Source organism: Sinomonas cellulolyticus (assembly GCF_014656475.1).
Lineage (GTDB): Bacteria > Actinomycetota > Actinomycetes > Actinomycetales > Micrococcaceae > Sinomonas > Sinomonas cellulolyticus.
Window position 1 is genome coordinate 207,867 of sequence record NZ_BNCM01000001.1, and the last position, 26,195, is coordinate 234,061.

Genomic DNA, 26,195 nt, shown 5'->3' on the forward strand with positions numbered 1-26,195 from the left:
CGGCACCCGGGGGCGCCGGTAGAATGGGAAGCCATGAGCTCCCCTGACACACCCGCCGAACTGACCCCTGAGGAGATCCAGGCCGCCCTCAAGGTCCTCGGCACGATCCATACGTACGACGAGGAGCACCCCGACTACGTGGCCGTGCGCCGCGCCACGGGCAAGATGTTCAAGGCGCACCGGCGGTTCACCCGCACCCAGAAGCGGGACGCGATCGCCGAGGCGGACAAGGCCGTCATCGCCCAGACCGCCACCGCAGCGCCCGACCGGATCGACGACGAGACCAAGGGCAACAAGCTCAAGCCCTCCGCGACCGGCCAGGTGGCCGGCCACCTCATCAAGTCCCGGCCGTGCTACATCTGCAAGCAGCACTACACCCAGGTCGACGCGTTCTACCACCAGCTGTGCCCCGAGTGCGCGGCGATGAGCCACGCCAAGCGCGACGCCCGCACAGACCTCACCGGGCGGCGCGCCTTGCTGACCGGCGGCCGGGCGAAGATCGGCATGTACATCGCGCTGCGCCTCCTGCGCGACGGCGCCCACACCACCATCACCACCCGGTTTCCCAAAGACGCGGCGCGACGGTTCGCCGCAATGGAAGACTCGGCGGAGTGGCTCGACCGGCTCACCATCGTGGGGATCGACCTGCGCGACCCGGCCCAGGTCATCTCGCTCACCGACGCCCTCGACGCCGAGGGGCCACTGGACATCATCATCAACAACGCCGCGCAGACCGTGCGGCGCTCAGGCAACGCGTACGCGCCCCTCGTCGAGGCCGAGTCCGAGCCGCTGCCCGCCGCGCTGCTGGCGGCGAACGGCGGCCCCGAACTGCTCACCTTCGGCCACGCCCACGACAAGCACCCGCTCTCCATCGCCGGCTCCGTGTCGTCGCACCCCGCGCTCGCGGGAGATGCGGTGACAGCGCTCGCGCTCTCGACCGGCTCTGCGTCGCTCGAGCGGATCGAGGCAGGGACGGCGATCGATGCCGGCGGCCTCGTGCCAGACCTCGCCACCATCAACTCCTGGACGCAGGTGGTGGACCAGGTCGACCCGCTCGAGATGCTCGAGGTCCAGCTCTGCAACGTCACCGCACCCTTCCTGCTCGTGTCGCGGCTGAGGGCGGCCATGCGGCGCTCGACGGCGCGGCGGAAGTATGTGGTGAACGTCTCCGCGATGGAGGGGCAGTTCGGGCGCAAGTACAAAGGCCCCGGGCACCCGCACACCAACATGGCCAAGGCCTCGCTCAACATGATGACGCGTACCTCCGCCGGTGAGATGTTCGAGACCGACCGGATCCTCATGACCGCCGTGGACACCGGGTGGATCACCGACGAGCGGCCGCACTACACCAAGGTCCGGCTCGCGGACGAGGGGTTCCACGCTCCGCTGGACCTCGTGGACGGTGCAGCGCGGGTGTATGACCCGATCGTGATGGGTGAGGCGGGGACCGACCTCTACGGCGTCTTCCTCAAGGACTACAGGCCCAGCCCCTGGTGAGCCGTTGCGGGGTCCCGTCCCGTCGCTTGCGGGGTCCCGTCCCGGCACATGCGGGGTCCCGTCCCTAGGCGGCCCGCCGCTCAATCATCAGGGCGCGCAACTCCCGACGTGGACGCGCGAAGTCATCGCTCAAGTCAGCAGCCACGACGCGAATGGTTGCCCACCCCTGCCGCCCGTACTGCGCGTCCCGCCAATCATCCTTCAGCATCTGCTCCGGACTGTTGTGGTGTTTGCCCTCGTACTGGAGTGCTATACGCACGCCTCTATAGCCTTGGTCGGCGCTCGGTGAGTACGGATCTCGCGGGTCAAGCCGGATCTGCAGTTCAGGCTCAGGAAAGCCGTGGGCCATGAGGCTCAAGCGAAGAAGGGTTTCAGGGACAGAGTCTGAGCCGACCCGCATGTCGGCCAGCGCATCCCTGCATCGGCCGACGCCCTTCACCTTCTTGTGCGCCCGGAGCATATCGAGCAGCTGCCCCTTCGTTGCATAGGGCGCCGACCGCCCCTCGAATGCCGGGCGAGGACGGCGGATGAGCTGGTCTCCCACCGCAATCAAGGCAGCGGGCGTGAGTTCCTGGGCCAGATCCAGCCATGTGCGAGCCGGACTCGATAGGCGTAGGCCAGCAAATACATCGACCTCTCCTGGCATGATCTTCACCCGATGCCCGACGACGCCGGGCCGTCGGACTCGGGGCAGGTGCGTGGGCTTGCTGAGATGGATCAGTGCGTGTTCGTCCACCCAGGGCGGCAGCCACAGGCCATGCAGGTGCGCGGCCGTACGATGGGACCCCCACGCGTCCGGCTGGAGGCGCAGATGCGTCTCGAGACGTTGATTTAGATCGAGGGAGCGACCGTCCGACGGCTCGTAGATGCCGCGGCTGGTCTGCCGGACATCCTCAAGGCGCAGCTGCCGAAGGTCGACGCCGAGCCCACGCGCTTCCGCAGCAGTGAAGCTCCGTTGCAGGAGATTCCGAAGGTCGTACTCATCTGCCATGGGCCCATCGTGGCACGAGCGACACACGACGTTGCGAGTTATCCACAGGCAACCGGTGCGGGACCCCGCAACCCACCGGACGGGACCCCGCAACCCACCGGACGGGACCCCACAACCCACCGGACGGGACCCCGCAACCCACCGGACGGGACCCCACAACACACCGGACGGGACCCCGCAACCCACCGGACGGGACCCCGCAACCCTCAGGCGAGGCGGGTTATCTCCACCGACACCTCGAGGTGCGAGCCGCCGCCGCCGGAGAGGACGCCCTTGAGCGGCGGGACGTCGCGGTAGTCCCGTCCGCGGGCCACGGTGACGTGGAAGTCCCCCGCGGGCTTGTGGTTGGTCGGGTCCCACGAGCGCCACTCGCCGTCCCACCATTCGAGCCACGCGTGGGACTGGCCGGCCACGACCTCGCCGATCCCAGCCGAGGACCTCGGGTGGAGATACCCGGAGATGTACCGCGCCGGGATGCCGAGGCTCCGCAGCGACCCGATGGCAAGGTGCGCGAGGTCCTGGCAGACGCCCTGGCGCTGGTTCCAGGCCTGCTCGGCGTCCGTCGTCACCGCCGTGGAGCCGGGCATGTACCGCATCTCGCCGGCCATCCAGTCGAACACCGCGTGCGCCGCCTGGTTCGGATCCTTCCCCTCGACCAGGCCCGGCACGAGGCCGAGCACCTCGTTCCCGGGGCCGGAGAGGCGCGACTGCGGGAGCCAGTCGCTGAACTGGTCCTCGACCTCGGGACTGCGCAGTCGCTCCCAGGGGACAACCTCGCCCTCCACGGGCACGCGCTCCACCCGGTGCACCTCGACCGTGGTCGAGGAGACGACCTCGAGGTACTCGTGCGGGATCTGCATGTCGAACGCCGTGACACGCGAGCCCCAGTAGTCCTTGTAGGAGCTCACGGCCGCCTGCGTGGGCGCGACACGCACCTGGGACTCGAGCACCACCTGCTGGGGCTCGGTCAGCGGCGTCATGCGGGCCTCGTTGTAGGAGAGCGTGACGCGCTTGTTGTAGCGGTATGCGGTGCGGTGATGGATCTTCAGCCGGGTCATGAAACCTCTCCCACCCAGGCCTGCTCGTCGGCCTTGTTGAAGTACTTGCGCGAGACCGCGTCGGAGGTCTGGGCGACCGCGCGCTGGACGCGCTCCATGTGCTCGGGCAGTTCCGCCATGAGGTCGTCCGGCCGGTGGAACTCGAGGAAGGTGCGGGCCTGTCCCACGATGCGCCGCGCGTCGTTGATCAGCCCCACCCGGGTGTCCGACGGGTCGAGCTTCTCGAGGGCGTCGTCGGCGTCGCGCAGGGCGTAGACGATGGACCGGGGGAAGAGCCGGTCCATGAGGAGGAACTCGGCGGCGTGGCGCTCGTCGAACGCAACACGCCGGGTCCGCAGGAAGGACTCGTACGCCCCGGCGCAGCGCAGCATGTTGACCCACGACATGCCCGCGGTGTGCACCTCACGGGTCGAGAGCATCCGCGCGGTCATGTCGGCGCGTTCGAGGGAACGGCCGAGCACGAGGAACAGCCACCCCTCGTCGTGGCTCATGGTCGTGTCCGCGAGGCCCCGGACCATGGCGGTGCGCTCGAGGACCCAGTTGCAGAACCGGTAGGTGCCCACCACGTCCTTGCGGTGCTGGCTGAGCCCGTAGTAGGTCGTGTTGAGGCATTCCCACAGGCTCGAGGAGACGGTCTCGCGGGCGCGGCGCGCGTTCTCGCGGGCAGCCCCGAGGGAGCCGGCGATGCTGGTCGCATGCGAGCGGTCGTAGGCGAGGCTGTTCAGGAGGTCGCTGAGCCCGAACTCGTCCTTCTCCGGGCGCGACCCCATGACGGCGAGGAGTTCCTGCGCCACGCTGCGCTGCTCGAGCCCGGGCAGGTGGTTGAGCCGCTCGAGGTGCACGTCGAGGATGCGCGCGGTTCCGTCTGCCCGCTCGACGTACCGACCGATCCAGAACAGGGATTCAGCGATGCGGCTGAGCAATGCGGCCTCCTAGAGCTCGGGGGTAAGACGGACGACGGCGGGAACTCGCCGCTGCGGGCACGTTCACTGCTGCTGCTGCTGCTCGGCCTGGCGGTCGCGCCAGTTGCTCTCGACCGGCCAGACGCTCGTGCGCTCACGGATGCTGAGCGAGTGCCGCGGCTCGGCCTCGATGGGCACGTCGGAGGACTGGGCGAGGACCCAGGTGTCCTTCGAGCCGCCGCCCTGGCTCGAGTTCACGATGAGCGAGCCTTCCTTGAGCGCCACGCGGGTGAGGCCGCCGGGGAGCACCCAGACGTCCTCCCCGTCGTTGAGTGCGAAGGGGCGCAGGTCCACGTGGCGGGGCCCGAACCGGCTCCCGGAGAGGGTCGGCACCGTGGAGAGCTGCAGGACCGGCTGGGCGATCCATCCGCGCGGGTCGGCGATCACGCGCTTGCGGAGCGTGTCGAGCTCCTCGCGGCTCGCGTCGGGACCGATCACGAGTCCCTTGCCGCCGGAGCCGTCCACGGGCTTGACCACGAGCTCGTCGAGCCGGTCGAGCACCTCCTCGCGTGCGGCGTCCTCCTCGAGCCGGTACGTGTCGACGTTGGCGATGATTGGCTCCTCGCCGAGGTAGTACCGGATGAGGTCCGGCACGTAGGAGTACACGAGCTTGTCGTCCGCCACGCCGTTGCCCACGGCGTTGGCGATCGTGACCCCTCCCGCGCGGGCGGCGTTGACGAGGCCCGGGCACCCGAGCATCGAGTCGGAGCGGAACTGGAGCGGGTCGAGGAAGTCGTCGTCGATCCGCTTGTAGATGACGTCGACGCGCTGCTCGCCGGCGGTCGTGCGCATGTACACGCGGTTGCCGCGGCAGATGAGGTCGCGTCCCTCCACGAGTTCGACGCCCATGAGGCCCGCCAGGAGCGTGTGCTCGAAGTAGGCGGAGTTGAAGACGCCGGGGGTGAGCACCACGACGGTGGGCTCGTCGACGCCGGCGGGCGCCGTCTTGCGCAGTGCCGAGAGCAGCCGCCGCGGGTACTCCTCGACCGGGCGGATGGGCTGCTGGCTGAAGGCCTCGGGCAGGCCCTTGGCCATGGCGCGCCGGTTCTCGAGCACGTAGCTTACGCCGGAGGGGACCCTGACGTTGTCCTCGAGCACACGGAAGGTCCCGGCGGCGTCGCGGACCACGTCGATGCCCGAGATGTGCACGCGCACTCCCCCGGCAGGCTCGAACCCGTGCACCTGGCGGTGGAAGTGCTGGCTCGTCGTGATGAGGCGGCGCGGCACCACGCCGTCGGCCACGACCGTCATCTTGGAGTACACGTCGTTGAGGAACGCCTCGAGTGCCTTGACGCGCTGGGCCACGCCGCGCTCGAGCACGTCCCAGTCGCCCGCGGAGATGATGCGGGGCACGATGTCCAGCGGGAAGGGCCGCTCCTCGCCCGCGTAGTCGAAGGTGACGCCGCGGTCGAGGAACGTGCGGGCCATCGATTCGGCCCGGGAGCTGACGTCGCCGAGGTCGAGCTCTGCGAGGGCATCCGCCAGGTGGCGGTAGCTCGGGCGCGCCGTCTGGGGAGGCGCGAACATCTCGTCGTACGCGCCGGTACGCTCGGCGGCGACAGAGTAGTCCTCGAAGAGATCAGGCATAGAGGACAGCTTTTCACCAATCGCCCTCCGTCGCATATTCGGCACTCCCCGGAGCGTGTTCTCCTGCCTGCGTGGTTGAATGGCGTGTGCCAACTCACAGCATCACCCGCGAGGAGGCCGCCGAGCGCGCCCGCCTCCTCCACGTCGACTCGTACCACGTGACCCTGGACCTGCGGGGGGCCGAGGATCCCGGGGCGGACTCCTTCCCGACCACGAGCGTCATAGAGTTCCGCGCCGAGCCCGGCGCCGAGACGTTCGCGGACTTCCTCGGGGAGTCCGTCACCCGAGTTGAGCTGAACGGCCGGCTCCTCGACGAGTCGCTCGTGTACGACGGCGCGCGCATCCGCCTCACGGGCCTCAAGGCCCAGAACCGGCTCGAGGTCACAGGCCTCGCCCGCTACTCGCGCAGCGGGGAGGGCCTCCACCGCTTCGTGGACCCGGCCGACGGCGCCACCTACCTCTACACCCAGTGCGAGCCTGCCGACGCGCGGCGGTACTTCGCCAACTTCGAGCAGCCCGATCTGAAGGCGACGTTCGCGTTCACGGTGCTCGCGCCGTCGTCGTGGGCCGTGAGCGCGAACGGGCTGGAGACCGCCTCCGCCCAACCCGTGGACGGAGACGCTGCCAGCGCACGCTGGGAGTTCGCGCCCACTCCGGTCATGCCCACATATTTGGCCGCGGTGCTCGCCGGGCCCTACCACCGCGCCGAGGCGTCGTGGACGGGGGTGACGCGCGACGGCGAGCCGCTCACCGTGCCGCTCGCCGCGTACTGCCGCGCCTCGCTGGCCGAGCACTTCGACGCCGAGCGCATCTTCGACCTGACCCGGCGCGGCCTCGACTTCTACCACTCGGTGTTCTCCCCCGCCTTCCCGTGGGGCAAGTACGAGCAGGCGTTCGTCCCGGAGTACAACCTCGGCGCCATGGAGAACCCCGGGCTCGTGACGTTCACGGAGCAGTACGTGTTCGCCTCCCGGGCTGCCGAGTCCCAGTACGAGGGCCGAGCCAACACCCTCATGCACGAGATGGCGCACATGTGGTTCGGGGACCTGGTCACGATGCGCTGGTGGGACGACCTGTGGCTCAAGGAGTCGTTCGCCGAGTTCATGGGCACCCTCGCCGTGGACCGTGCCACGGACTTCTCCGCCTCCTGGGTGAACTTCGCCAACCGCCGCAAGGCGTGGGCGTACCTGCAGGACCAGCTGCCCACGACGCATCCGATTGTGGCGGACATCCCCGATCTCGAGGCGGCCGAGCAGAACTTCGACGGGATCACGTACGCCAAGGGCGCCTCCGTCCTCAAGCAGCTCGTAGCCTATGTGGGCGAGGACGCGTTCCTCGCGGCGGCGCGCGAGTACTTCGCGAAGCACGCCTACGGCAACACGAGCCTCGCCGACCTGCTCGACGCGCTCGAGCGCGCCTCGGGCCGTCCCATGCGCGAGTGGGCTGCGGCCTGGCTCCAGACGGCCGGGCTTCCCGTGCTCGCGACGATCGTCGAGACCGAGACCCGGCCGGACGGATCGCACGCAGGCGGCGAGCGGCTGGCCCGCGTGGCGGTACGGCAGACAGCGGTGGACCCCGTGACGGGGAAGGATGCGCCGCGGCCGCACGTGCTGCGCATCGGGCTGTACTCGCGCCGGCCCAGCGGCGCCATCGAGCGCACCCACCGGGTCGAGGTGGAGCTGCCCGACGACGCGGAGGACGGGGTGACGGAGGTCCCCGAGCTTGCAGGGCTGCCGGTGCCGGACCTCGTCCTCGTCAACGACGAGGACCTCACCTATGCCAAGGTCCGCCTCGACGCCCGCTCGGAGGAGACGGTCCGCGAGCACCTCGGCGAGATCGCCGACCCACTCGCCCGCGCGCTGGCCTGGACCGCGCTGTGGCATGCGACGCGCGACGGCGAGGTCCCCGCCGCGGCGTACGTGCGCGCCGTCGAGCGCTTCGGTGCTTCAGAGGGCACCGTCGGTGTCCAGCTCGCAGTGCTCGACAACGCCCGCACGGCGATCGAACGCTACACGCACGGGGAGGGCCGCAACGACCTGCGCAACCCGTACCTCGCGGCGGTGGCCCGTGAGCTGAAGGCCGCCGCGCCGGGCTCGGACCAGCAGCTTGCCTGGGCCCGCGCGCTCGCCAAGGGCAGCCGCTACGGCGGCCGCGAGCTCGACCTGGTGCGGGGCCTCGCCGACGGCACCGCGGCCGTTCCCGGGCTCGCCGTGGACCAGGACCTGCGCTGGGCGCTGTGGCAGGCGTTGTCGGCCCAGGGCCGGGCCACGGTGGAGGAGCTCGACGCCCAGCTCGCGCAGGACCGGACCGCCAAGGGCGCCGTGGGCCACGCCGTCGCCGTGGCGGCGAGGCCCGACCCGAGGGCCAAGCAGGAGGCCTGGGAGGCCGCCGTCGAGCGGGACACGCTCTCGAACGACCTGCTCGGGGCCACCGTCGAGGGCTACATGCTGGGCTGGGAGGCGCTGCGCCAGCCCTTCATCGAACGCTACTTCGCGATGCTCACGCGGGTGTGGGCGGAGCGCTCCCAGGAGATCGCGACGCGGCTTGTGGCTGGGCTGTTCCCGTCCGACTCGACGCTCGCGTGGGACCAGCAGCCGGAGGAGAACCCCGTGCTGGAGCGCACGGATCAGTGGCTGCGGGAGAACGCCTCGGCGCCCGCGGCGCTGCGGCGGATCATCGTCGAGCAGCGGGACCACCTGTACCGGGCACTGCGCGCACAGCACCGGTCGCGGCTGGGATAGGCCGCAGCTCAGGTCAGTCGACCCTTGCCGCCGCGCGGCGCCCGCCGGGAGAATCCGACCATGGCCAGACTCAGGGTGCACAATTTCGCGATGTCGCTCGACGGCTTCGCGGCCGGGACCGACCAGAGCCAGGAGAGCCCACTCGGCCTCGGCGGCGAGTCGCTCCATCCGTGGATCTTCGCCACCCGCACCGGGCGGGCGATGCTCGGCGAGGAAGGCGGCAGCGAGGGCCTCAACGATGACTTTGTACGGGCTGGCGAGGACGGCATCGGCGCGACGATCATGGGCCGGAACATGTTCGGTCCGGTCCGTGGCCCGTGGCCGGACGTCTCCTGGCGCGGCTGGTGGGGTGAGAATCCGCCGTTCCACCACCCGGTCTACGTCATGACGCACCATGCCCGGCCGGACGTGCAGATGGCGCGCGGGACCGTCTTCAGGTTCATCGACGCGGCGCCGCGAGAGGTACTGGCGATGGCGGTCGACGCCGCCAACGGGCTCGATGTCCGACTCGGCGGGGGCGTCTCAACGGTGCGGGCGTTCCTCGCCGAGGGCCTCGTCGACGAGATGCACCTCGCGATCGCCCCCGTGTTCCTCGGCGACGGCGAGCGGCTGTTCGGCGACGGGGTCCCGCCCGAGGGCTATGCAAGCGACCCCCTCGTGGTCGGCGACGGCATTGCCCACGCGGTGATCCGGCGGGCGTGACGCCCCCGGGCTTGCAGACCCGGGCCTCCTGACGCGCGGGGAGCCTACGGCACCCGGTGCAGCCACTCCCGGGTGGCGAACTTGCGCTCGGCGAGGGCGCGGGCGTCGTCGAGCGAGTCGCCGGACAGCGAGACCCGGCGCGCACCATAGCGGCCCTCGAACGTGGACATCATGGTCTCGAAGATGTCCTCCCGGGACATCCCCGTCTGACGCTTGAGCGGGTCCACGCGCTTCTGCGCGCTCGCGATGCCCTTGTCCGAGATCTTCTCGCGCCCGATGCGCAGGACCTCGGTCATCTTGGCCGCGTCGATGTCATAGCTCATGGTGACGTGGTGGAGCATGGCGCCGTTGGCGAGCCGCTTCTGGGCGGCCCCGCCGATCTTGCCCGCCTCCGTCGCGATGTCGTTGAGCGGCTTGTAGAAGGCGTGGACCCCGGTCTTCGCGAGGGCCTCCATGACCCACGCGTCGAGGAAGGGGTAGGAGTCGGCGAAGGAGAGTCCGTCCACGAGCGAGGTCGGCAGGTAGAGGGAGTAGGTGACGCAGTTCCCCGCCTCCATGAACATCGCGCCGCCGCCGGAGATGCGACGCACCACCGTGACCCCGTACTTCTCGACGCCGTCCGGGTCCACCTCGTTGCGGTAGGACTGGAAGCTGCCGATCACCACGGAGCGCTCGTCCCACTCCCACAGGCGCAGGGTGGGGTTGCGGCGGCCGTCCGCGACCTCGCGGGTGAGCACCTCGTCCAGGGCGACATTCTCGGTAATCGTCAGGGTGATGGGCGGGAGGATCTCCCACTCGTGGTCCGCCCAGGTGGTCGCGTGGCCGAGGGCGCGGCGGACGGCGACGGCCACGGCCTCCGGGTCGAAGCCGAACATCACCGTGGTGGGCCCGACGGCGTCGCTCACCGCCTGGGCGATCGTCGCGTTGGGTGCCTGGGTAGAAAGGCCCACGAGCGCTTCGTTGATGTCCGCGAGCGCCTCGTCCGGCTCGAGGAAGAAGTCGCCGTTGATGCTCGCGGCGGTGATCTCGCCGCCGTCCGCCATCAGGTCCGCGACCACGAGCTTGCCGCCGGGGACCTTGAATTCACCGTGATAGTCAGCCACGGCACCCAGCCTAGACCCGTCCGCGAGCTGGCCCGGAGACGGCGAAGGCGCCCTCCCCGGGGGACGGCGCCTTCGCGCGGCAGAGGCCTTGACCGGCAGGATCGGTCTGGTCAGGCCTTCTTGCCGAAGTTCTTGAAGCGGGCGTTGAAGCGCTCGACACGGCCGGCCGAGTCCATGATGCGCTGCTTGCCCGTATAGAACGGGTGCGACTCGGAGGAGACCTCGACGTCGATGACGGGGTACGTGTTGCCGTCTTCCCACTCGGTGGTCTTGTCAGAGGTGACGGTGGAGCGCGTGAGGAACTTCTTGCCGGAGGCGAGGTCGTTGAAGACGACGTAGCCGTACTTGGGGTGGATATCAGACTTCACAATGGGCCCTTTGCTTGTGCCCCTGGATTTTGCCAGAGGCCAGGTGTGAACGCCCTCCCGTTTGGAGGGCCAGCAGTCCATGGTATCAGCCGACCGAGTACTACAGTGAACGCATGGCTCCCAACCGCCATCCGCTCGACGACCTTCGCGAAACCATCGGCCGGTTGGCCGATCAGCTCAAGCTGCCCGGTTCGGAGCGCGTTGACGACCTGGTCGGCGATCTCATCGGTGCGAGGCCGGGGCCCGGCCGGCCGCTGTCCGAGGTGCAGGCCGAGCTCGACGCGCTGGTCGGCCTGGAGACGGTGAAGGAACAGGTGCGGGGCCTTGTCGCACTGCTTCAGGTCCAGGCACGCCGCAAGGCGCACGGCCTGCCGGAGGTGGCCACCTCACAGCATCTGGTCTTCCTCGGGAACCCGGGCACGGGAAAGACCACAGTGGCGCGGCTCCTCGCGGAGATGTACCGCGCGGTCGGCCTGCTCCAGAAAGGCCACCTCGTTGAGGTCGACCGTTCAGGCCTGGTGGGGCAGTACGTCGGCGCGACTGCCATCAAGACGGACCGCGTCATCCGGCGCGCGTTGGACGGCGTCCTGTTCATCGATGAGGCCTACGCGCTGGCCCCGGAGGACGGCCGGATGGACTTCGGACCCGAGGCGATCGAGGTTCTGCTCAAGCGGATGGAGGACCACCGCCACCGGCTGGTCGTCATCGTGGCCGGCTACCCGCGGCTGATGGAGTCGTTCCTGCTCTCGAACCCCGGGCTGCGCTCCCGCTTCGCCCGCGAGATCACGTTCCCCGACTACTCCGTGGACGAGCTCCAGACGATCTTCCACCAGATGCTGGCCCAGCACGAGTACACGCTCGAGCCGGGTGGGGACGAGATGCTGCGCCGCATCCTCACCGGGCTCCACGCGAGCGAGGACTCGGGAAATGCGCGGTTCGCGCGCACACTGTTCGAGCAGGCGCTCAACCGGCAGGCACTGCGGCTGTCCCGCGACGGGGAACAGAGTCTCGACGCGCTCGACCGTGAGGCCGTCGTGACGCTCACCGCGGACGACATCGTGGAGGCAGCCCTCGCCTTGGGCGAGGAGCCTGAGCCCGAACCGACGCCGGAGCCGGAGCGGGAGCCATCACGCTGGTGGCGCTGGCTGGCCTGAGCTACCGCGTCGCGTAGAAGGCAACCGCAGACGAGGCCGCGACGTTGAGCGAGTCGACGCCGTTCATCATCGGGATCGTGACCCGCCGGTCAAGGACTTGGTCCGTCTCCGGTGTCAGGCCCTCGCCCTCGGTGCCGAACACCAGGGCGAGGTTCTCGTGGTCCTCGGCGACCAGCTCGTCCAGCGTGATCGCCCCCTCCCCTAGCGTCATCCCGGCCACCACGTAGCCTGCCTCCTTGAGCAGCGCGGCGTCATCGGGCCAGGACTCGATCCGCGTCCACGGCACCTGGAAGACAGTACCCATCGACACACGGATCGCGCGGCGGTAGAGCGGGTCCGCGCACTGCGGCGTGACCAGCACGGCGTCGACACCGATCGCCGCCGCGCTGCGGAAGACCGCGCCCACGTTCGTGTGGTCGGTCAGGTTCTCCAGCACTGCGATCCTCGAGCGGGGCTTCCCTCGCAGCCCGGCAAGCAGCTCGGCCACGGGTATGGGCTCGGGGCGGTGCATTGCGGCCATGGCGCCGCGGTGGAGGTGGAAGCCCGTGATCGCCTCGAGGAGCTCGGGCGGCCCGACGTAGGCGGGCACATCGGGGTGGGCGGCGAGGACGTCGGCGAGGCCCTCGAGCCACTTCTCGGCGAGGAAGAAGGATCGCGGCGTGTGGCCGGCGTCGAGCGCTCGGCGGAGCACCCGGGAGGACTCCGCGATGTAGAGGCCCTCCGCGGGCTCACGGACCTTGCGCAGGTGCACATCGGTGAGCTGGGTGTAGTCGGCCACACGGGGATCGTCGGCAGAGGTGAGCCTGACCACCTGGCCCGGCCGCGCGCCGTCGTGCGTACTCTGGGTGCTGTGCGCCGTGGTTCCGGGTTCAGCCATTGATGAGCTTGCCGACCATGTTCACGAGCGCCACGATGCCGAGGATCACGATGACGATCCGCAGCACGAGCGGCTTCATCCGCCGGCCGATCCCGGCCCCGAGGAAGCCGCCGAGCGTGGAGCCGACCGCGATGAGCAGGACGGCGAGCCAGTTGATGCGGTCGAACGCGAAGATGAGGTATGCGGCCGCGGCGATGAGGTTCACCACGAGGCTCAGCACCACCTTGATGGCGTTGGACTGCTGCAGCGTGCCGTGGAAGAAGATGCCCAGCACGCCCATGAGCAGCACGCCCTGGGCAGCGGTGAAGTAGCCGCCGTACACGCCGATGAGGAAGACCAGCACATACAGGATGAGCGGGACCTTCTGCAGGTCGGCCTGCTCGGGCGTGATGTGCTCGAGCGCCTGCCGGGCCTTGGCCCACGCCGAGAGCCTGGGCTGGAAGATCACCAGCAGGATCGCGACGACGATCAGCACCGGTGCGACATAGGCGAACACGGTCTCGGGCAGGTTCAGCAGCAGGAACGCACCGAGCAGGCCGCCCACGAGCGAGACCGGCAGCAGCCTCAGGAGGGTCCGCTTCGCGCTGACGGCCTCGCGGCGGTACCCGTAGGCACCGGAGAAGCCGCCCGCCACAAGGCCCATCGCGTTCGAGATGATCGCATTGACCGGGTTGTAGCCGAGGGCGACGAGGACGGGGAACGTCACGAGCGAGCCGGAGCCCACGATCGTGTTGATCGTCCCGGCCCACAGGCCGGCGAGGAAGATGAGGACGTCGCCCCAGAAGGTGTTCACCGTGCCGCGGCGGCTGCGCCGGCCTTGGCGACGGCGGTGTACCGGCCGTCCTGCGCACGCACGTCGAGCGGCAGGCCGAAGGTCGCGCTGAGGTTCTCCTCGGTCAGGGTCGCGTCGAGGGGCCCCGCGGCGACGATCCCGCCGTCGCGGAGGAGGAGAGCGTGCGTGAAGCCAGGTGGCACCTCCTCGAGATGGTGGGTGACGAGCACGAGGGCGGGCGCGGCGTCGTCCGCGGCGAGTTCCGAGAGCTTGTACACGAGTTCCTCGCGGCCGGCCAGGTCGAGGCCGGCGCCCGGCTCGTCGAGAAGCAGCAGCTCGGGGTCGGTCATGAGGGCGCGCGCGATCTGGACGCGCTTGCGCTCCCCCTCGGACAGCGAGGCGAACACGCGTCCCAGCAGGGGGCCCATCCCCCACTCGTTCAGGAGGCGGAAGGCACGGCGCTCGTCGTCCTTCTCGTACTCCTCGCGCCACCGTCCGGTCACCCCGTACGCGGCGGTCACGACGACGTTGAGGACCTTCTCGTTCTCCGGAATCTGGTTCGCGAGGACCGCCGAGGACAGGCCGATGCGCGGGCGCAGCTCGAACACGTCGACCTTGCCCATCGTCTCGTCGAGGATGCCGACCCTGCCGCTCGAGGGGTGCAGGCGGGCGGCCGCGATGGAGAGGAGGGTCGTCTTTCCCGCGCCGTTGGGGCCGAGGATGACCCAGCGCTCCCCCTCGTTGACCTGCCAGTCGATCCCATCCAGCAGCTTCTTCGTCCCGCGGACCACGCTCACGCCAGACAGCTGGAGAACATTGCTCATGGCCTCTGACATTAGTGCAGGTCGTTCACCGCTCGCGAACTCCGGCCCACACGGCGCGGAAACCCGCCGGAAAGTAGAATCGTCGCTATGCCAGCTCACTTCGCCGCAGTCCTGTATGCCCGCTCGCTCACAGCCGACGACGCCGCTGCCGCCACCCGCGCGCTCGAGGGCGCCGGTGCCGCGGTCGGACCCTTCGAGGCACCCGCGGCGCTGGCGGACGACGCGCCGTACGCGGTGCTCGCGGCAGAGGTGAAGCTCGACGCCGGCCGCGTCGCCTCCGCCCGCGACGCCCTGGCCGCGCTTCCCGTGACCGCTGCCCTCGTGCCCGCGGCGCTGCGGGACGCCGAACGCAAGCTGCTGATCATGGACGTCGACTCGACCCTCATCCAGCAGGAGGTGATCGAGCTCCTCGCCGACTACGCCGGCAAGAAGGCCGAGGTGACCGCCGTGACCGAGGCGGCCATGCGTGGCGAACTGGACTTCGCACAGAGCCTGCACGCCCGCGTCGCGACCCTCGCCGGGCTCCCGGAGAGCGTCATCGCCGGGGTGCGCGGCGCCGTCGTGCTTTCCCTCGGTGCCCGCGACCTCGTCGAGGCGTTCCACGCGGGCGGCCACGTGGTGTGCGTCGTCTCGGGCGGCTTCAGCCAGATCCTCGACCCGCTTGCGGAGGGACTGGGGCTTGACCACTGGCGCGCCAACGACCTCGAGATCCACGACGGCGCCCTGACCGGCCGCGTCCTGGGCGAGGTCGTGGACCGCTCGGTGAAGGAGCAGATGCTGCGCGCGTGGGCCGGCCAGCACGGCATCCCGCTCGAGCACTGCGTCGCCGTGGGCGACGGCGCGAACGACCTCGACATGCTGGGCGCGGCGGGGCTCGGGGTTGCGTTCAACGCCAAGCCGAAGGTGCGCTCCGAGGCGGATGCCGCCATCGACCTGCCGAACCTTGACGTCGTGAGGTTCCTCGCTGGGGTGTGACGCCCGAGTGCGGTGTCAGCGCTGGAAGTCGCCTGCGCCGCCCACGAGCTCGGTGTGGCCGGTCTCGACCTCGGCCGTGACCATCTTCGCTACCTCCACGGCGAACTCGTCGACCGAGTACAGCTTCCCGGCGGCCTCCCGACGGGACTCGATCGCGCCGGGCGTGGCGCGCTCGAGCAGCGTGGCGGTGATGGTGCCCTCGATCATGTCTCCCGAGACGACGACGAAGGTGATGCCCTTCTCGCTCAGCCACGGGATGAGCTCGCGCAGGGCGGTCTCGCCGGCGCGCTTGGACCGCGCCACGGGCTCGTAGGCGTCCATCGTCTCCACCGAATCGATGAAGTGCGCCTGGTGGCTTGTGACGAACACGACGCGCGAGCCCGGCTTCATGCGCTCCGCGGCGGCCTTGAGCATCGCGACCTGGGCGTCCCGGTTGAGGCGCAGGGCGTAGTCGTCGCCGAGCCCGCTCTCCATGCCGCCCGAGGCGTTGAGCACGAGGACGTCGAGCGAGCCGAACGAGTCGACGGCCGCCTGGGCGAGGGCGTCGACGTCGGCCTGCTGCGTCAGGTCGCCGCCCACGGCGACGGCGCGGCCGCCGGCCGCCTCGATCTCCGCCACGATCTTGTTGGCGCGCGGCGCCTTCTGGCGGTAGTTCACGACGACGGCAGCGCCCTCGCCTGCGAGGATCTTGGCGGTGGCCGCCCCGATGCCGCGCGACGAGCCGGTGACGATCGCCGTCTTGTTGTCCAGAAGTCCCATGCGAGCTCCTCTTCCTGGTCTGCTTGGTGGGCCGATACGCCCTGTGGATCAGTGACTGCGAACCATCATGCCAGCGTCAGTGGCCCATCCCGAGGCCGCCGTCCACCGGGATGACGGCACCCGAGATGTACGAGGCCTCGTCGCTCGCGATCCAGCGGACCACGTTGGCGACCTCGTCCGCGTCCGCGAAGCGGCCGGCCGGGACCCGCGAGAGATAGTCCTTCTGCGTCTCCTCGGGCAGCTCCGCCGTCATGTCCGTCTGGATGAAGCCGGGGGCCACGACGTTGGCGGTGATCCCGCGGGAACCGAGCTCGCGGGTGAGCGAACGGGCCAGGCCCACGAGGCCGGCCTTGGACGCCGAGTAGTTGATCTGGCCCGGCGCGCCGTACAGGCCCGAGACGGACGAGATGAGCACCACGCGGCCCCGGCGGAGGCGGATCATGCCCTTGGACGCCCGCTTGACCACCCGGAAGGCACCCGTGAGGTTCGTGTCGAGCACCGACGTGAAGTCGTCCTCGCTCATGCGCAGCAGGAGCGTGTCCTTCGTGATGCCCGCATTGGCTACCAGCACCTCAACGGGGCCGTGCGCCTCCTCGACTTCCTTGAACGCAGCGTCAATGGACGCCTCGTCCGTGACGTCCGCCCGCACACCGAGGATCCCCTCGGGCAGCTCGGTCTCGGTGCGGTAGGTCACGGCGACCTTGTCGCCGTTGGCGAGGAAGGCCTTGGCGATCGCCAGGCCGATCCCGCGGTTTCCGCCGGTGACGAGGACGCTGCGCGGGGCTGGTGCTTCCGGACTCACTGTGCTCCTAGGGGGTAGTGGGAGGCTGGACTCGGCATCTCGCCGGTTCAGGGTGCATCCTAGCCAAAGCGGGCAGGGATTCGCCGCGCAGGGGCCGGGGTGGGACAATGGAGGGTGCTTGGGAGTGTGATGACCAGAGACAACCACGACGCGGACGAGGCCGAGTTCAACGGCGCCGACGACGCCGGCGTGCCCGGCGAGGTCCACAGCATCACCTCAGCCGCTCCGGGCCACAGTGTCGACATGCACCAGCGGATGGTGCGGTATGCGGTCGCCATGGGCATCCGCATGGTCTGCATCGTCGCCCTCTTCTTCCTCGACGGCTGGTTCAAGCTCGTCGCCGTGGCCGGAGCCGTGTTCCTCCCGTGGGTCGCCGTGGTGATCGCGAACGCGCAGACCAAGGCCGACACGTACGACAGCGAGCTGTTGGACCACATCTCGTACGGCGAGCTCGGCACCGGCTACGTCGAGGACACCGGCTACGTCGCGGACCGCGGCGCCGACTGGGCCGGAGACACGATCCCCGGTGAGACCATCCCGGGAGAGACGGTCGACGACGCGGAGCCGGCTCGCGAGGACCACCGTCGCCCGGATTCCTCCCGCGACCGCAGGCCCGAGGAGGGCGCCGCGTGAGCATCTTCTCCCTGCTGCCGGGCGATCCGGCGGCGCCCGAGACGCCGATCTGCTCGCGCAAGGGCTGCCGGGAGGCCGCCCAATGGCGGCTGCTCTGGAACAACCCCAAGATCCACACCCCTGAGCGCCGGAAGGTCTGGCTCGCGTGCGGCGAGCACCGTGACTGGCTCGAGGACTATCTCCGGACCCGGATGCTCTGGCGTGAGACCCTGCCCTTCGAGGAGACCGCGACTCCCTGATGTACCGTTTCCTGTTCTCCCGCCGCTGGCTCAGCTACCTCGTGCTCGCGATCATCTTCGCGATCGCCTGCGTGCTGCTGAGCCGGTGGCAGATGTCCCGTCTGGACGAGGCGAAGGCCAACGTGGACCTCGTGACCAGAAACTACGACGCCACGCCCGTGCCCTTCGCGCAGGCCGCCGGCGACTTCTCCTCGCTGCCCGCGGGCCACGAGTGGAAGCAGGTCGAGCTCCACGGCTCCTACCAGACCGCGGACACGCGCGTGGTGCGCAACCGCCCCAACAACGGCCAGCCCGGATACGAGGTGGTCGTCCCGTTCCGGACAGACTCCGGACAGACCGTAATCGTGGACAGGGGCTGGCTCCCCATCGGCAACAAGGAACAGGGCCGGCCCGACACCGTCCCCGCGCCACCGGCGGGGGCCGCGACCGTCGTCGTCCGCCTGCGGCCCAGCGAGCCTGCCCTCGACCGGGGGGCGCCCGAGGGCCAGCTCGCCTCGATCGACCTGCCCGCCTACGCGCAGCAGCTCTCCTACCCGATCCTGACCGGCGCGTACGGGCTGCTCGCGAGCGAGGACCCGGCCCCGGCCCAGCCTGCCCCCGCCGCGCTCCCCAAGCCGCAGCCCGATGAAGGCACGCACCTCTCGTATGCGCTGCAGTGGCTCGCGTTCGCGGTGCTCATGTTCATCGGCTTCGGCTACGCGGCTCGCCAGCAGGCCCGCAACGCGGCGATCGACGCGGCCGCCGAGGCCGCGGAGGCCGCCGCCGAGCTCGAAGGGGACGCCGCGGCAACCGCCGGTCCGGAAGCGGGCGCGGACGACGACGCGGCCCGGCTCGCGCGCGAGGACGCCCGCCGCACGGCCAGGGAGGCCGCCGAGCGCGCCGCACGCTTCGCACCGCGCCGGAAGAAGCGCCCGACGGCCGAGGAGGAAGAGGACGCGATCCTCGACGCGCAGGGGTTCCACTGATGGCGGCCACTCCCTGATGGCGCGCACCGCCGTGCCGGATGCGGCCGCCGGGAGCGACCCCACCGCCGTCGAGCGCGTACGGACTGCCCTGACCGCGGCGGGCCTGCCCGACACTGTCGTCACGCTCACTGAGGACGTCCCGACCGCTGCGGCCGCCGCGCAGGCTCTGGGCTGCGATCTCGGGGCGATCGCGAACAGCCTCGTCTTCGAGCACGACGGCGCGCCCCTCCTCATCCTCGCGAGCGGCGCCGCGCGCGTGGACACACGGCTCGTCTCGCGCACGCTCGGGGGAAAGGTACGCCGCGCCGCCCCGGAGTTCGTGCTCGAGCACACCGGCCAGCGGGTGGGCGGGGTCGCCCCCGTGGGGCACCCCGAGCGGCTGCGCACCCTCATCGATGTGCACCTCGCCGGCTACCCGCTCCTGTGGGCGGGAGCGGGCGACCACCAGTCGATGCTGTCCATCAGCTACTCCGACCTCGCCCGGATCACCGCAGCCGAGGAGCTCGAGGTCCGGTAGCCCCTACGCGAGCGTGATGAGGTCCAGGTAGTCCGCGCTCCACAGGTCCTCGACGCCGTCCGGGAGCAGGACGACGCGCTCGGGGTTGAGCGCCTCGACCGCGCCCTCGTCGTGGCTGACCATCACGACCGCGCCCTTGTACGTCTTGAGCGCGCCGAGGATCTCGCGCCGGCTGGCCGGGTCGAGGTTGTTGGTCGGCTCGTCGAGGAGCAGGACGTTGGCGCTCGAGGCCACGATCGTTGCCAGGGCCAGACGGGTCTTCTCGCCGCCGGAGAGGACCCCGGCAGGCTTGTCGACGTCGTCGCCCTGGAAGAGGAACGAGCCGAGGATGCCGCGCACGTCCGCATCGCCGAGGTGGTCGGGGGCGGCGCTGCGCATGTTCTCGAGCACCGTCCGCTCGGTGTCGAGGGTCTCGTGCTCCTGGGCGTAGTAGCCGATCTTGAGCCCGTGCCCCGCGCGGACCTCGCCGGTGTCCGGCTCGTCCACCCCTGCGAGCATGCGCAGGAGCGTCGTCTTGCCCGCGCCGTTGAGCCCCAGGATCACCACGCGGGAGCCCCGGTCCACCGCGAGGTCCACGTCGGTGAAGATCTCGAGCGAGCCGTACGACTTGGACAGGCCCTCCGCGGTGAGCGGCGTCTTGCCACAGGGTGCGGGCTCCGGGAAGCGCAGAGCGGCCACGCGGTCGGCCACGCGCTCTTCCGCCACGCCGGCGAGGAGGCGCTCGGCGCGCTTGGCCATGTTCTGCGCCGCGACGGCCTTGGTGGCCTTGGCCCGCATCTTGTTCGCCTGGTCCATGAGGACCTGGGCCTTCTTCTCAGCGTTGGCACGTTCGCGGCGCCGCGCGCGCTCGTCCGTCTCACGCTGGGCGAGGTAGCGCTTCCACCCCATGTTGTAGATGTCGATGACTGCACGGTTGGCGTCGAGGTGGAACACCTTGTTCACGGTCGCCTCGAGCAGCTCCACGTCGTGGGAGATGACGATGAGGCCGCCCTGGTGGGCCTTGAGGAAGTCGCGCAGCCACGCGATCGAGTCCGCGTCGAGGTGGTTGGTCGGCTCGTCGAGCAGGAGCGTGTCCGCTGCCGAATAGAGGATGCGTGCGAGCTCGACCCGGCGGCGCTGGCCGCCGGAGAGCGTGCGCAGCGGCTGGTTCAGGATGCGGTCCGGGAGGGCCAGATTCGCGGAGATGGCGGCGGCCTCTGCCTCGGCGGCGTATCCGCCTCCGGCGAGGAATTCGGCCTCGAGCCGGTCGTAGCGCGCCATCGCCTTGCGCTGGATCTCGGGGTCATCGCTGGCCATCTCGGCCTGCGTGGTGCGCAGCTTGCGCACGACGACGTCGAGTCCCCGCGCGGAGAGGATGCGGTCCCGCGCGAGCTGCTCCATGTCCGGCGTGCGGGGGTCCTGCGGGAGGTAGCCGATCTCCCCCGAGCGGGTGACCGTGCCCGCAGCCGGCAGCCCCTCACCCGCGAGGACCCGTGTGAGCGTCGTCTTGCCCGCGCCGTTGCGCCCCACGAGCCCGATCTTGTCGCCCTTGTCGACCCGGAAGCTCACCTCATCCATGAGCAGCCGGGCGCCGGCGCGGAGTTCGAGGTTGGAGACAGTGATCACTTCGGGAAGGGCCTTTCGGGGGTGGGGGCCCGACGATGGGCCTCACCCCATGCTATCGGCCCCGGCGGCTGCCCCCTGACGGTCCGAGGCCCCGCGGCCCTGCTGCTCGAGGCGCTCGCGCTGGGGCACGACGACGTATTTGGGGTCCCGGGTCGAGGCTCGGCCGGCCTCGAAGACGCCGAACCGGAGCAGCGCTGAGCCGGCCGCAACCGAGAGGCCGCTCAGGGTGCTCACCAGGCGTGAGGACCGGCCGCCGAGAGCGAGGCCGACGGCTCCGCCGACGGTGAACCCCTTGGACAGCCGCAGCAGGGTACCCGCCCGCCCCTGGTGGAAGGTCTCCGCTGACAGCTTGCCGCTGCGCTCCATCGTCAGGCTCATCGCCGTCTCGACCGCCGCTCCTGCGATGGCCATCCGGCGCGCGGGACCGCCTTCGGCCAACGGGGCGAGCGCGGCGGCGACGCCGCCCGCGGATGCCGCGGCCGAGCCGGCGAACACGAATGGCATGACGTCATGGGCGTCGTGCCATGCCGGGACCGCGGTGTCCGAGACGAGGACGGCGGTGTAGGTCGCGACGGCCGAGCCGGTGATCCCGGCCCCGATCCCGGCGGCCTTCCCCGCGCGGGGGAAGATGCCGAGGACATTCGCCGCCGCGCTTGCGCCCGCGAGCGGCCCATAGACGGAGAGGATCCAGGAGCCCACGCTCATGGGCGAGGTCGGCTTGGCAACGCGGAGCATGTTGACGAACCGTTCCGGGCGCCCCAAGTCGTGCACGAGGGCCACCACAGAGGCCGAGATGGCCGTGAGCGCGGTGAGCTTGGCCGCCCGTTCGAGCCGGTGCCGGCCCGTGTGCTGCGCGCCCGCGGCGAGGATCGAGGACGCACCGGCGAGGCCGCCGGCGAAGATGTAGCCGGCGATGTCCAGGGCCTCCCACGTGGGCTCCTTGAGAACGGGGCGGCCGTAGTACGAGGTGAACTCCTCGGTCCGGCGGCGGCGCGGGCTCACTTGCGTCCTCCCCAGAACACGAGCGCCGCTCCGGCGAGCAGGCCCGCGGCGGCGCCGGCCGCGCGCTTCCACATGGCCGGCAGATCCCGCGTGGTCACGATCGGGTCCGGCGGAAGGCCGTAGGCCTCGGGCTCGTCGAGCAGGAGGAAGAAGGCGCCGTCGCCGCCCACGCCGTTGTCCGGGTCACGGCCGTAGAGCTGGGCGTTCTCCTCGCCCCGCTCGTGCAGCTCCGCCAGGCGCGCGTCGGCCCGCTCGCGCAGCTCGTCCAGTTCGCCGAACTGGATGGACTTGGTGGGGCAGGCCTTCGCGCACGCCGGCTCCTCGCCGACCTCGAGCCGGTCGTAGCACATGGTGCACTTGAAGGCCCGGCCGTCGTCCTTGCGCTGGTCGATGACTCCGTAGGGGCAGGCGGACACGCAGTAGCCGCATCCGTTGCAGACGTCCTGCTGCACCACGACGGTTCCGTGCTCAGTCCGGAAGAGGGCTCCCGTGGGGCACACGTCGAGGCACGCCGCGTGCGTGCAGTGCTTGCAGACATCGGAGGACATGAGCCATTTGACCCCGTCGTGCCCCGAGGGGTCGGCGGCAGGGACCTGCTTCTCGATGAACGCGACGTGCCGCCAGGTGTTGGCCCCGAGCGCCGAGGTGTTGTCGAACGATTCGCCCGTGAGCTCGAGGTTCGAGTCGGCGGGGACGTGGTTCCACTCCTTGCAGGCGACCTCGCACGCCTTGCAGCCGATGCACAGGCTCGTGTCGGTGAAGAATCCCTTCCGCGGGACCCCGACCGTCGGCATCCCCAGCGATGTCACGCTCATTTCCTGATCCCTTCCAGCCCGGTGTTCTCGTCGATCCCTGCCCGCTGCCGGTAGTCGGCGACGAGCGAGAGGAGTTCCTTCCCGCGGGGGCGCCGTCCGGGACGGATATCCACCGTGAGGGCCTTGACCTCCTGGATGTGCACGTTGGGGTCCATGACGATCGAGGAGAGCTCGTTCATCGCGTCCCCCTTGCTCAGTCCGTTGGGGCCCCAGTGGTACGGCATGCCGATCTGGTGGGCCGTGCGGCCGCCGACCGTGAGCGGCCGCATGCGGTCCGTCACGAGCACGCGCGCCTCGATGGCTCCCCGGGCCGAGACGAGAGTGGCCCATCCCCGGTGGGTCAGTCCCCGCTCGGCGGCGAGCGCCGGGGAGACCTCGCAGAAGCTCTCCGGCTGCAGCTCCGCCAGATACGGCAGCCAGCGGGTCATGGCCCCCGCAGTGAAATGCTCCGTGAGCCGGTAGGTGGTCAGGATGTAGGGGTAGACGTCCGCCCCGGGCTCCCGCCCGCTGGGCTGGTAGCGGTTGCCCTCGCGGGGCATGACCTTCCTCAGCGGGTTGCGCTGCTGGCCGTAGAGCGGATTCTCGAACGGCGATTCCTGCGGCTCGTAGTGCGTGGGCATCGGGCCGTCGGAGAGGCCGGCCGGGGCATACAGCCAGCCCTTGCCGTCCGCCTGCATGATGAACGGATCGGTCCCGGCGAGCGCGTCCGGCCCGCGTGCGCCCTTCGGCGGCCGGTAGCTCGGAGGCTTGGTCGGCTCGAAGTCCGGCACGTCGCCGCCGGTCCACTTGCCCTCATCCTCGTCCCACCAGATGAGCTTCTTGCGCTCGCTCCACGGACGCCCTTCCGGGTCCGCCGAGGCCCTGTTGTACAGCTCCCGCCGGTTCGCCGGCCACGCCCAGCCCCATTCGAGGCCTGCCGGGGTCTGCTCCTGGTGGGGCTTGCGCCGGGCCGCCTGGTTGACCCCATCCGCGCGCACGCCGCAGTAGATCCAGCAGCCGCACGTGGTGGACCCGTCGTCCTTGAGCTCCGTATAGGCCGAGAGCGGGGAGCCGTCCGGGCCAGCGCCGTTGATCTCGGCCAGCACCGCCTCGGCATCAGGCTCGTCCTGGCTTCCGGTGGTGGGGTAATCCCAGGTGAGGTCGAGGACGGGGCGATCGACGTCGTCGTCCGCTCCAGCGAGCAGGGCGCGCACCTTGTTGCCCAGATGCCAGACGAACCACAGGTCACTCCTGCGGTCCGCCGCCGGCTCGATCGCCTGGTCTCGCCACTGGAGGAGGCGGTTGGTGTTGGTGAAGCTGCCGGCCTTCTCGGTGTGCGCCGCGGCGGGGAAGAAGAACACCTCCGTGGCGATGTCCTCGGTCTTCAGCTCTCCGGTGGCGATCTCGGGGCCGTCCTTCCACCACGTGGCGCTCTCGATGAGGGAGAAGTCCCGGACCACGAGCCAGTCGAGGTTCGCCATGCCCATGCGCTGCAGATGGGTGTTCGCGGAGCCGACCGCAGGGTTTTCGCCGAAGAGGAAGTAGCCCTTGCAGGTCCCCTCGAGCTGGGCCTCGACGGTGTCGTACGTGCTGTGGCTTCCCGTGATGCGCGGAAGGTAGTCGAAGCAGTAGTCGTTGTCTGCCGTGGCAGCGTCGCCCCACCAGGACTTGAGGAGGCTCACCATGTAGGCGCGGGAGTTGCCCCAGAAGCCTGCCTGGGGCGAATCCGCCTCGATGTACGAGTCGAGGTCGAGGTGATGCTCGGCGTGGGGGCTCGGGAGGTAGCCGGGCAGCAGGTCGTAGAGGGTTGGGATATCGCTCGAGCCCTGGATGCTCGCGTGCCCGCGCAGCGCCATGATGCCGCCCCCCGGGCGGCCGATGTTCCCCAGGAGCAGCTGCAGCACCGAGGCGGTGCGGATGTACTGCGTGCCGGTGGTGTGCTGCGTCCACCCCACCGCGTACGCGAAGGCGGTGGTCCGTTCCCTGCCCGAGTTGGCCGTGATGGTCTCCGCCACCTCGCGGAAGAGGTCCTGCGGGATCCCGCACACCTGCTCCACCATCTCAGGGGTGTAGCGGGCGTAGTGCCGCTTGAGGACCTGGAACACGCAGTGCGGGTCCTGCAGGGTCTCGTCGCGGTCCCATTCGCCCTGGACGGACGCGCCGCCCGAGCCGTGCGACTGGGCGTGGGAGGACCCACCGACCGTGCTGCCGCCTTGGAAGTCCGAATCGCGCTCGCCGGACGACGGCGCCGCGTAGCCGCCCTTGTACTGCCAGGAGTCCGTGTTGTAGGCGCGGTTCTCGGGATCGAAGCCGGAGAAGAATCCGTCGAGGTCCTCGGTGTCCTTGAAGTCCTCCGAGAGGATCGTGGCTGCGTTCGTGTAGTTGACCACGTAGTCGTGGAAGTAGGCGTCATGCCCGAGGACCCAGTTGATGAGGCCTCCGAGGAAGGCAATGTCGCTTCCCGCCCGCAGCGGCACGAACGTGTCGGCCATGGCGCTCGTCCGGGAGAACCTCGGGTCGACGTGGATGATCTTGGCCCCGCGCTCCTTGGCCTCCATGACCCACTGGAAGCCGACGGGGTGGGCCTCGGCGAAGTTGGACCCCTGGATGATGATGCAGTCGGCGTTCTGCAGGTCCTGCAGGTACGTGGTCGATCCGCCGCGTCCGAAGCTCGTCCCGAGTGCGGCGACCGTGGAGCTGTGGCAGACCCGGGCCTGGTTCTCGACCTGGACGATGCCCATGGCCGTGAACAGCTTCTTGATGAGGTAGTTCTCCTCGTTGTCCAGCGTGGCCCCGCCGAGGCTCGCGATGCCGAGCGTGCGCCGCGTCCGCCTGTCCTTGGCCTCCCACTCCCAGGTCTCGCGCCGGGTGTCGACCATGCGCTGGGCCACCATGTCCATCGCCGTGTCGAGGTCGAGGCGCTCCCACTCGGTCCCGTGCGGTCGGCGGTAGAGGACGTAGAGCTCGCGGGAGTCCCCCGTGGTGAGCTGGAGGGAGGCCGATCCCTTCGGGCAGAGCCGTCCCCGGCTGATCGGCGAGTCAGGGTTGCCCTCGATCTGGATGACCTTCTCGTCCTTGACGTACACCTTCTGCGCACACCCCACCGCACAGAAGGGGCAGACCGAGTCGACTACCCGGTCTGCCGTATCAGTGCGCGCCCTGAGGTTCTCGGTGGCGCGGGATTTCGCCGCGTGGTGCCTGCCTGTCGGATCGTGCTCCAGCATCTGGCGCAGTACCGGCCAGCCGAGCGGACTTGCCATGGGACACT

At 70.1% G+C, this 26,195-nt stretch carries 24 protein-coding genes; 9 read left to right on the forward strand and 15 right to left on the reverse strand.

Going from position 1 to position 26,195, the window contains the following annotated elements:
- Positions 1 to 33: 33 nt before the first annotated feature.
- A complete protein-coding gene (locus IE231_RS00945; protein ID WP_189692054.1) occupies positions 34 to 1,497 on the forward strand; it encodes an SDR family NAD(P)-dependent oxidoreductase in 1,464 nt (487 codons plus the stop codon).
- A 64-nt stretch (positions 1,498 to 1,561) separates the two neighbouring features.
- Here IE231_RS00945 and IE231_RS00950 read toward each other — a convergent pair whose 3' ends face one another.
- The 4 genes from IE231_RS00950 to IE231_RS00965 all read right to left on the reverse strand — a co-directional run bounded on the left by IE231_RS00950 (position 1,562) and on the right by IE231_RS00965 (position 6,095).
- On the reverse strand, positions 1,562 to 2,488 hold the full coding sequence (locus tag IE231_RS00950; protein WP_189692055.1) for a hypothetical protein: 927 nt from the start codon (positions 2,486 to 2,488) through the stop codon (positions 1,562 to 1,564).
- Positions 2,489 to 2,694: 206 nt separating this feature from the next.
- Entirely contained in the window at positions 2,695 to 3,546 is an 852-nt protein-coding gene (locus IE231_RS00955) for a transglutaminase family protein (protein ID WP_189692056.1), read from the reverse strand.
- On the reverse strand, positions 3,543 to 4,469 hold the full coding sequence (locus IE231_RS00960) for an alpha-E domain-containing protein (RefSeq protein WP_189692057.1): 927 nt from the start codon (positions 4,467 to 4,469) through the stop codon (positions 3,543 to 3,545). The genes IE231_RS00955 and IE231_RS00960 overlap by 4 nt, the downstream gene beginning before the upstream one ends.
- A 63-nt stretch (positions 4,470 to 4,532) precedes the next feature.
- On the reverse strand, positions 4,533 to 6,095 hold the full coding sequence (locus IE231_RS00965; protein ID WP_189692058.1) for a circularly permuted type 2 ATP-grasp protein: 1,563 nt from the start codon (positions 6,093 to 6,095) through the stop codon (positions 4,533 to 4,535).
- An 86-nt stretch (positions 6,096 to 6,181) separates the two neighbouring features.
- Here IE231_RS00965 and pepN point away from each other — a divergent pair, with 86 nt between their 5' ends.
- A complete protein-coding gene (gene pepN, locus IE231_RS00970) occupies positions 6,182 to 8,836 on the forward strand; it encodes an aminopeptidase N (RefSeq protein ID WP_189692059.1) in 2,655 nt (884 codons plus the stop codon).
- Between the two features lie 60 nt (positions 8,837 to 8,896).
- Positions 8,897 to 9,538 (forward strand): dihydrofolate reductase family protein, encoded by a 642-nt coding sequence (locus tag IE231_RS00975; RefSeq protein ID WP_189692060.1) that lies wholly within the window; start codon positions 8,897 to 8,899, stop codon positions 9,536 to 9,538.
- Positions 9,539 to 9,582: 44 nt separating this feature from the next.
- On the opposite strand, the gene lplAB is transcribed toward IE231_RS00975, so the two are convergent.
- Together lplAB and IE231_RS00985 are read right to left on the reverse strand one after the other, a co-directional pair.
- Positions 9,583 to 10,641: a lipoate-protein ligase LplAB gene (lplAB, locus tag IE231_RS00980; protein ID WP_229866413.1), complete on the reverse strand. Its 1,059-nt coding sequence runs from the start codon at positions 10,639 to 10,641 to the stop codon at positions 9,583 to 9,585.
- Between the two features lie 110 nt (positions 10,642 to 10,751).
- Positions 10,752 to 11,009 (reverse strand): type B 50S ribosomal protein L31, encoded by a 258-nt coding sequence (locus IE231_RS00985; RefSeq protein ID WP_189692061.1) that lies wholly within the window; start codon positions 11,007 to 11,009, stop codon positions 10,752 to 10,754.
- Positions 11,010 to 11,122: 113 nt separating this feature from the next.
- Here IE231_RS00985 and IE231_RS00990 point away from each other — a divergent pair, with 113 nt between their 5' ends.
- Positions 11,123 to 12,163: an AAA family ATPase gene (locus IE231_RS00990; RefSeq protein WP_189692062.1), complete on the forward strand. Its 1,041-nt coding sequence runs from the start codon at positions 11,123 to 11,125 to the stop codon at positions 12,161 to 12,163.
- A 1-nt stretch (position 12,164) separates the two neighbouring features.
- On the opposite strand, the gene IE231_RS00995 is transcribed toward IE231_RS00990, so the two are convergent.
- From IE231_RS00995 to IE231_RS01005, 3 genes are read right to left on the reverse strand one after another with little or no spacing between them, the layout of a single operon-like run.
- Positions 12,165 to 13,040 carry a TrmH family RNA methyltransferase gene (locus IE231_RS00995; protein WP_189692063.1) on the reverse strand — a complete coding sequence of 292 codons (876 nt, stop codon included), beginning with the start codon at positions 13,038 to 13,040 and terminating at the stop codon, positions 12,165 to 12,167.
- Positions 13,033 to 13,833: a sulfite exporter TauE/SafE family protein gene (locus IE231_RS01000; RefSeq protein WP_189692064.1), complete on the reverse strand. Its 801-nt coding sequence runs from the start codon at positions 13,831 to 13,833 to the stop codon at positions 13,033 to 13,035. Before IE231_RS01000 ends, IE231_RS00995 begins: the two co-directional genes overlap by 8 nt.
- Positions 13,830 to 14,636 carry an ABC transporter ATP-binding protein gene (locus IE231_RS01005; RefSeq protein ID WP_189692065.1) on the reverse strand — a complete coding sequence of 269 codons (807 nt, stop codon included), beginning with the start codon at positions 14,634 to 14,636 and terminating at the stop codon, positions 13,830 to 13,832. Before IE231_RS01005 ends, IE231_RS01000 begins: the two co-directional genes overlap by 4 nt.
- A gap of 87 nt (positions 14,637 to 14,723) precedes the next feature.
- Between IE231_RS01005 and serB the strand changes: the two genes are divergently transcribed.
- Positions 14,724 to 15,611, forward strand: coding sequence for a phosphoserine phosphatase SerB (gene serB, locus IE231_RS01010; RefSeq protein WP_189692066.1), 888 nt, complete (start codon positions 14,724 to 14,726; stop codon positions 15,609 to 15,611).
- Between the two features lie 15 nt (positions 15,612 to 15,626).
- On the opposite strand, the gene IE231_RS01015 is transcribed toward serB, so the two are convergent.
- Complete coding sequence (locus tag IE231_RS01015; protein ID WP_189692067.1) at positions 15,627 to 16,370, reverse strand: SDR family oxidoreductase; 744 nt, start codon at positions 16,368 to 16,370, stop codon at positions 15,627 to 15,629.
- A gap of 76 nt (positions 16,371 to 16,446) precedes the next feature.
- Positions 16,447 to 17,172 (reverse strand): beta-ketoacyl-ACP reductase, encoded by a 726-nt coding sequence (locus IE231_RS01020; protein ID WP_189692068.1) that lies wholly within the window; start codon positions 17,170 to 17,172, stop codon positions 16,447 to 16,449.
- A 129-nt stretch (positions 17,173 to 17,301) separates the two neighbouring features.
- Between IE231_RS01020 and IE231_RS01025 the strand changes: the two genes are divergently transcribed.
- From IE231_RS01025 to IE231_RS01040, 4 genes are read left to right on the forward strand one after another with little or no spacing between them, the layout of a single operon-like run.
- Positions 17,302 to 17,805 carry a DUF3099 domain-containing protein gene (locus tag IE231_RS01025; RefSeq protein WP_189692069.1) on the forward strand — a complete coding sequence of 168 codons (504 nt, stop codon included), beginning with the start codon at positions 17,302 to 17,304 and terminating at the stop codon, positions 17,803 to 17,805.
- Positions 17,802 to 18,044 carry a hypothetical protein gene (locus IE231_RS01030; RefSeq protein WP_189692070.1) on the forward strand — a complete coding sequence of 81 codons (243 nt, stop codon included), beginning with the start codon at positions 17,802 to 17,804 and terminating at the stop codon, positions 18,042 to 18,044. Before IE231_RS01025 ends, IE231_RS01030 begins: the two co-directional genes overlap by 4 nt.
- A complete protein-coding gene (locus IE231_RS01035) occupies positions 18,044 to 19,009 on the forward strand; it encodes an SURF1 family cytochrome oxidase biogenesis protein (RefSeq protein WP_189692071.1) in 966 nt (321 codons plus the stop codon). Before IE231_RS01030 ends, IE231_RS01035 begins: the two co-directional genes overlap by 1 nt.
- 16 nt (positions 19,010 to 19,025) lie before the next feature.
- Positions 19,026 to 19,526 carry a YbaK/EbsC family protein gene (locus IE231_RS01040; RefSeq protein WP_189692072.1) on the forward strand — a complete coding sequence of 167 codons (501 nt, stop codon included), beginning with the start codon at positions 19,026 to 19,028 and terminating at the stop codon, positions 19,524 to 19,526.
- 3 nt (positions 19,527 to 19,529) lie between these two features.
- On the opposite strand, the gene IE231_RS01045 is transcribed toward IE231_RS01040, so the two are convergent.
- From IE231_RS01045 to fdh, 4 genes are read right to left on the reverse strand one after another with little or no spacing between them, the layout of a single operon-like run.
- Entirely contained in the window at positions 19,530 to 21,131 is a 1,602-nt protein-coding gene (locus IE231_RS01045; protein ID WP_189692073.1) for an ABC-F family ATP-binding cassette domain-containing protein, read from the reverse strand.
- A gap of 42 nt (positions 21,132 to 21,173) precedes the next feature.
- Positions 21,174 to 22,133, reverse strand: a complete 960-nt coding sequence (gene nrfD / locus IE231_RS01050; RefSeq protein ID WP_201896901.1) for an NrfD/PsrC family molybdoenzyme membrane anchor subunit — start codon at positions 22,131 to 22,133, stop codon at positions 21,174 to 21,176.
- The gene (locus tag IE231_RS01055; protein ID WP_189692075.1) at positions 22,130 to 22,948 is read right to left on the reverse strand and encodes a 4Fe-4S dicluster domain-containing protein; all 819 of its coding nucleotides are present in this window, start codon (positions 22,946 to 22,948) and stop codon (positions 22,130 to 22,132) included. The genes nrfD and IE231_RS01055 overlap by 4 nt, the downstream gene beginning before the upstream one ends.
- Positions 22,945 to 26,187 carry a formate dehydrogenase gene (fdh, locus tag IE231_RS01060; protein ID WP_189692076.1) on the reverse strand — a complete coding sequence of 1,081 codons (3,243 nt, stop codon included), beginning with the start codon at positions 26,185 to 26,187 and terminating at the stop codon, positions 22,945 to 22,947. Before fdh ends, IE231_RS01055 begins: the two co-directional genes overlap by 4 nt.
- Between the last annotated feature and the right edge of the window lie 8 nt (positions 26,188 to 26,195).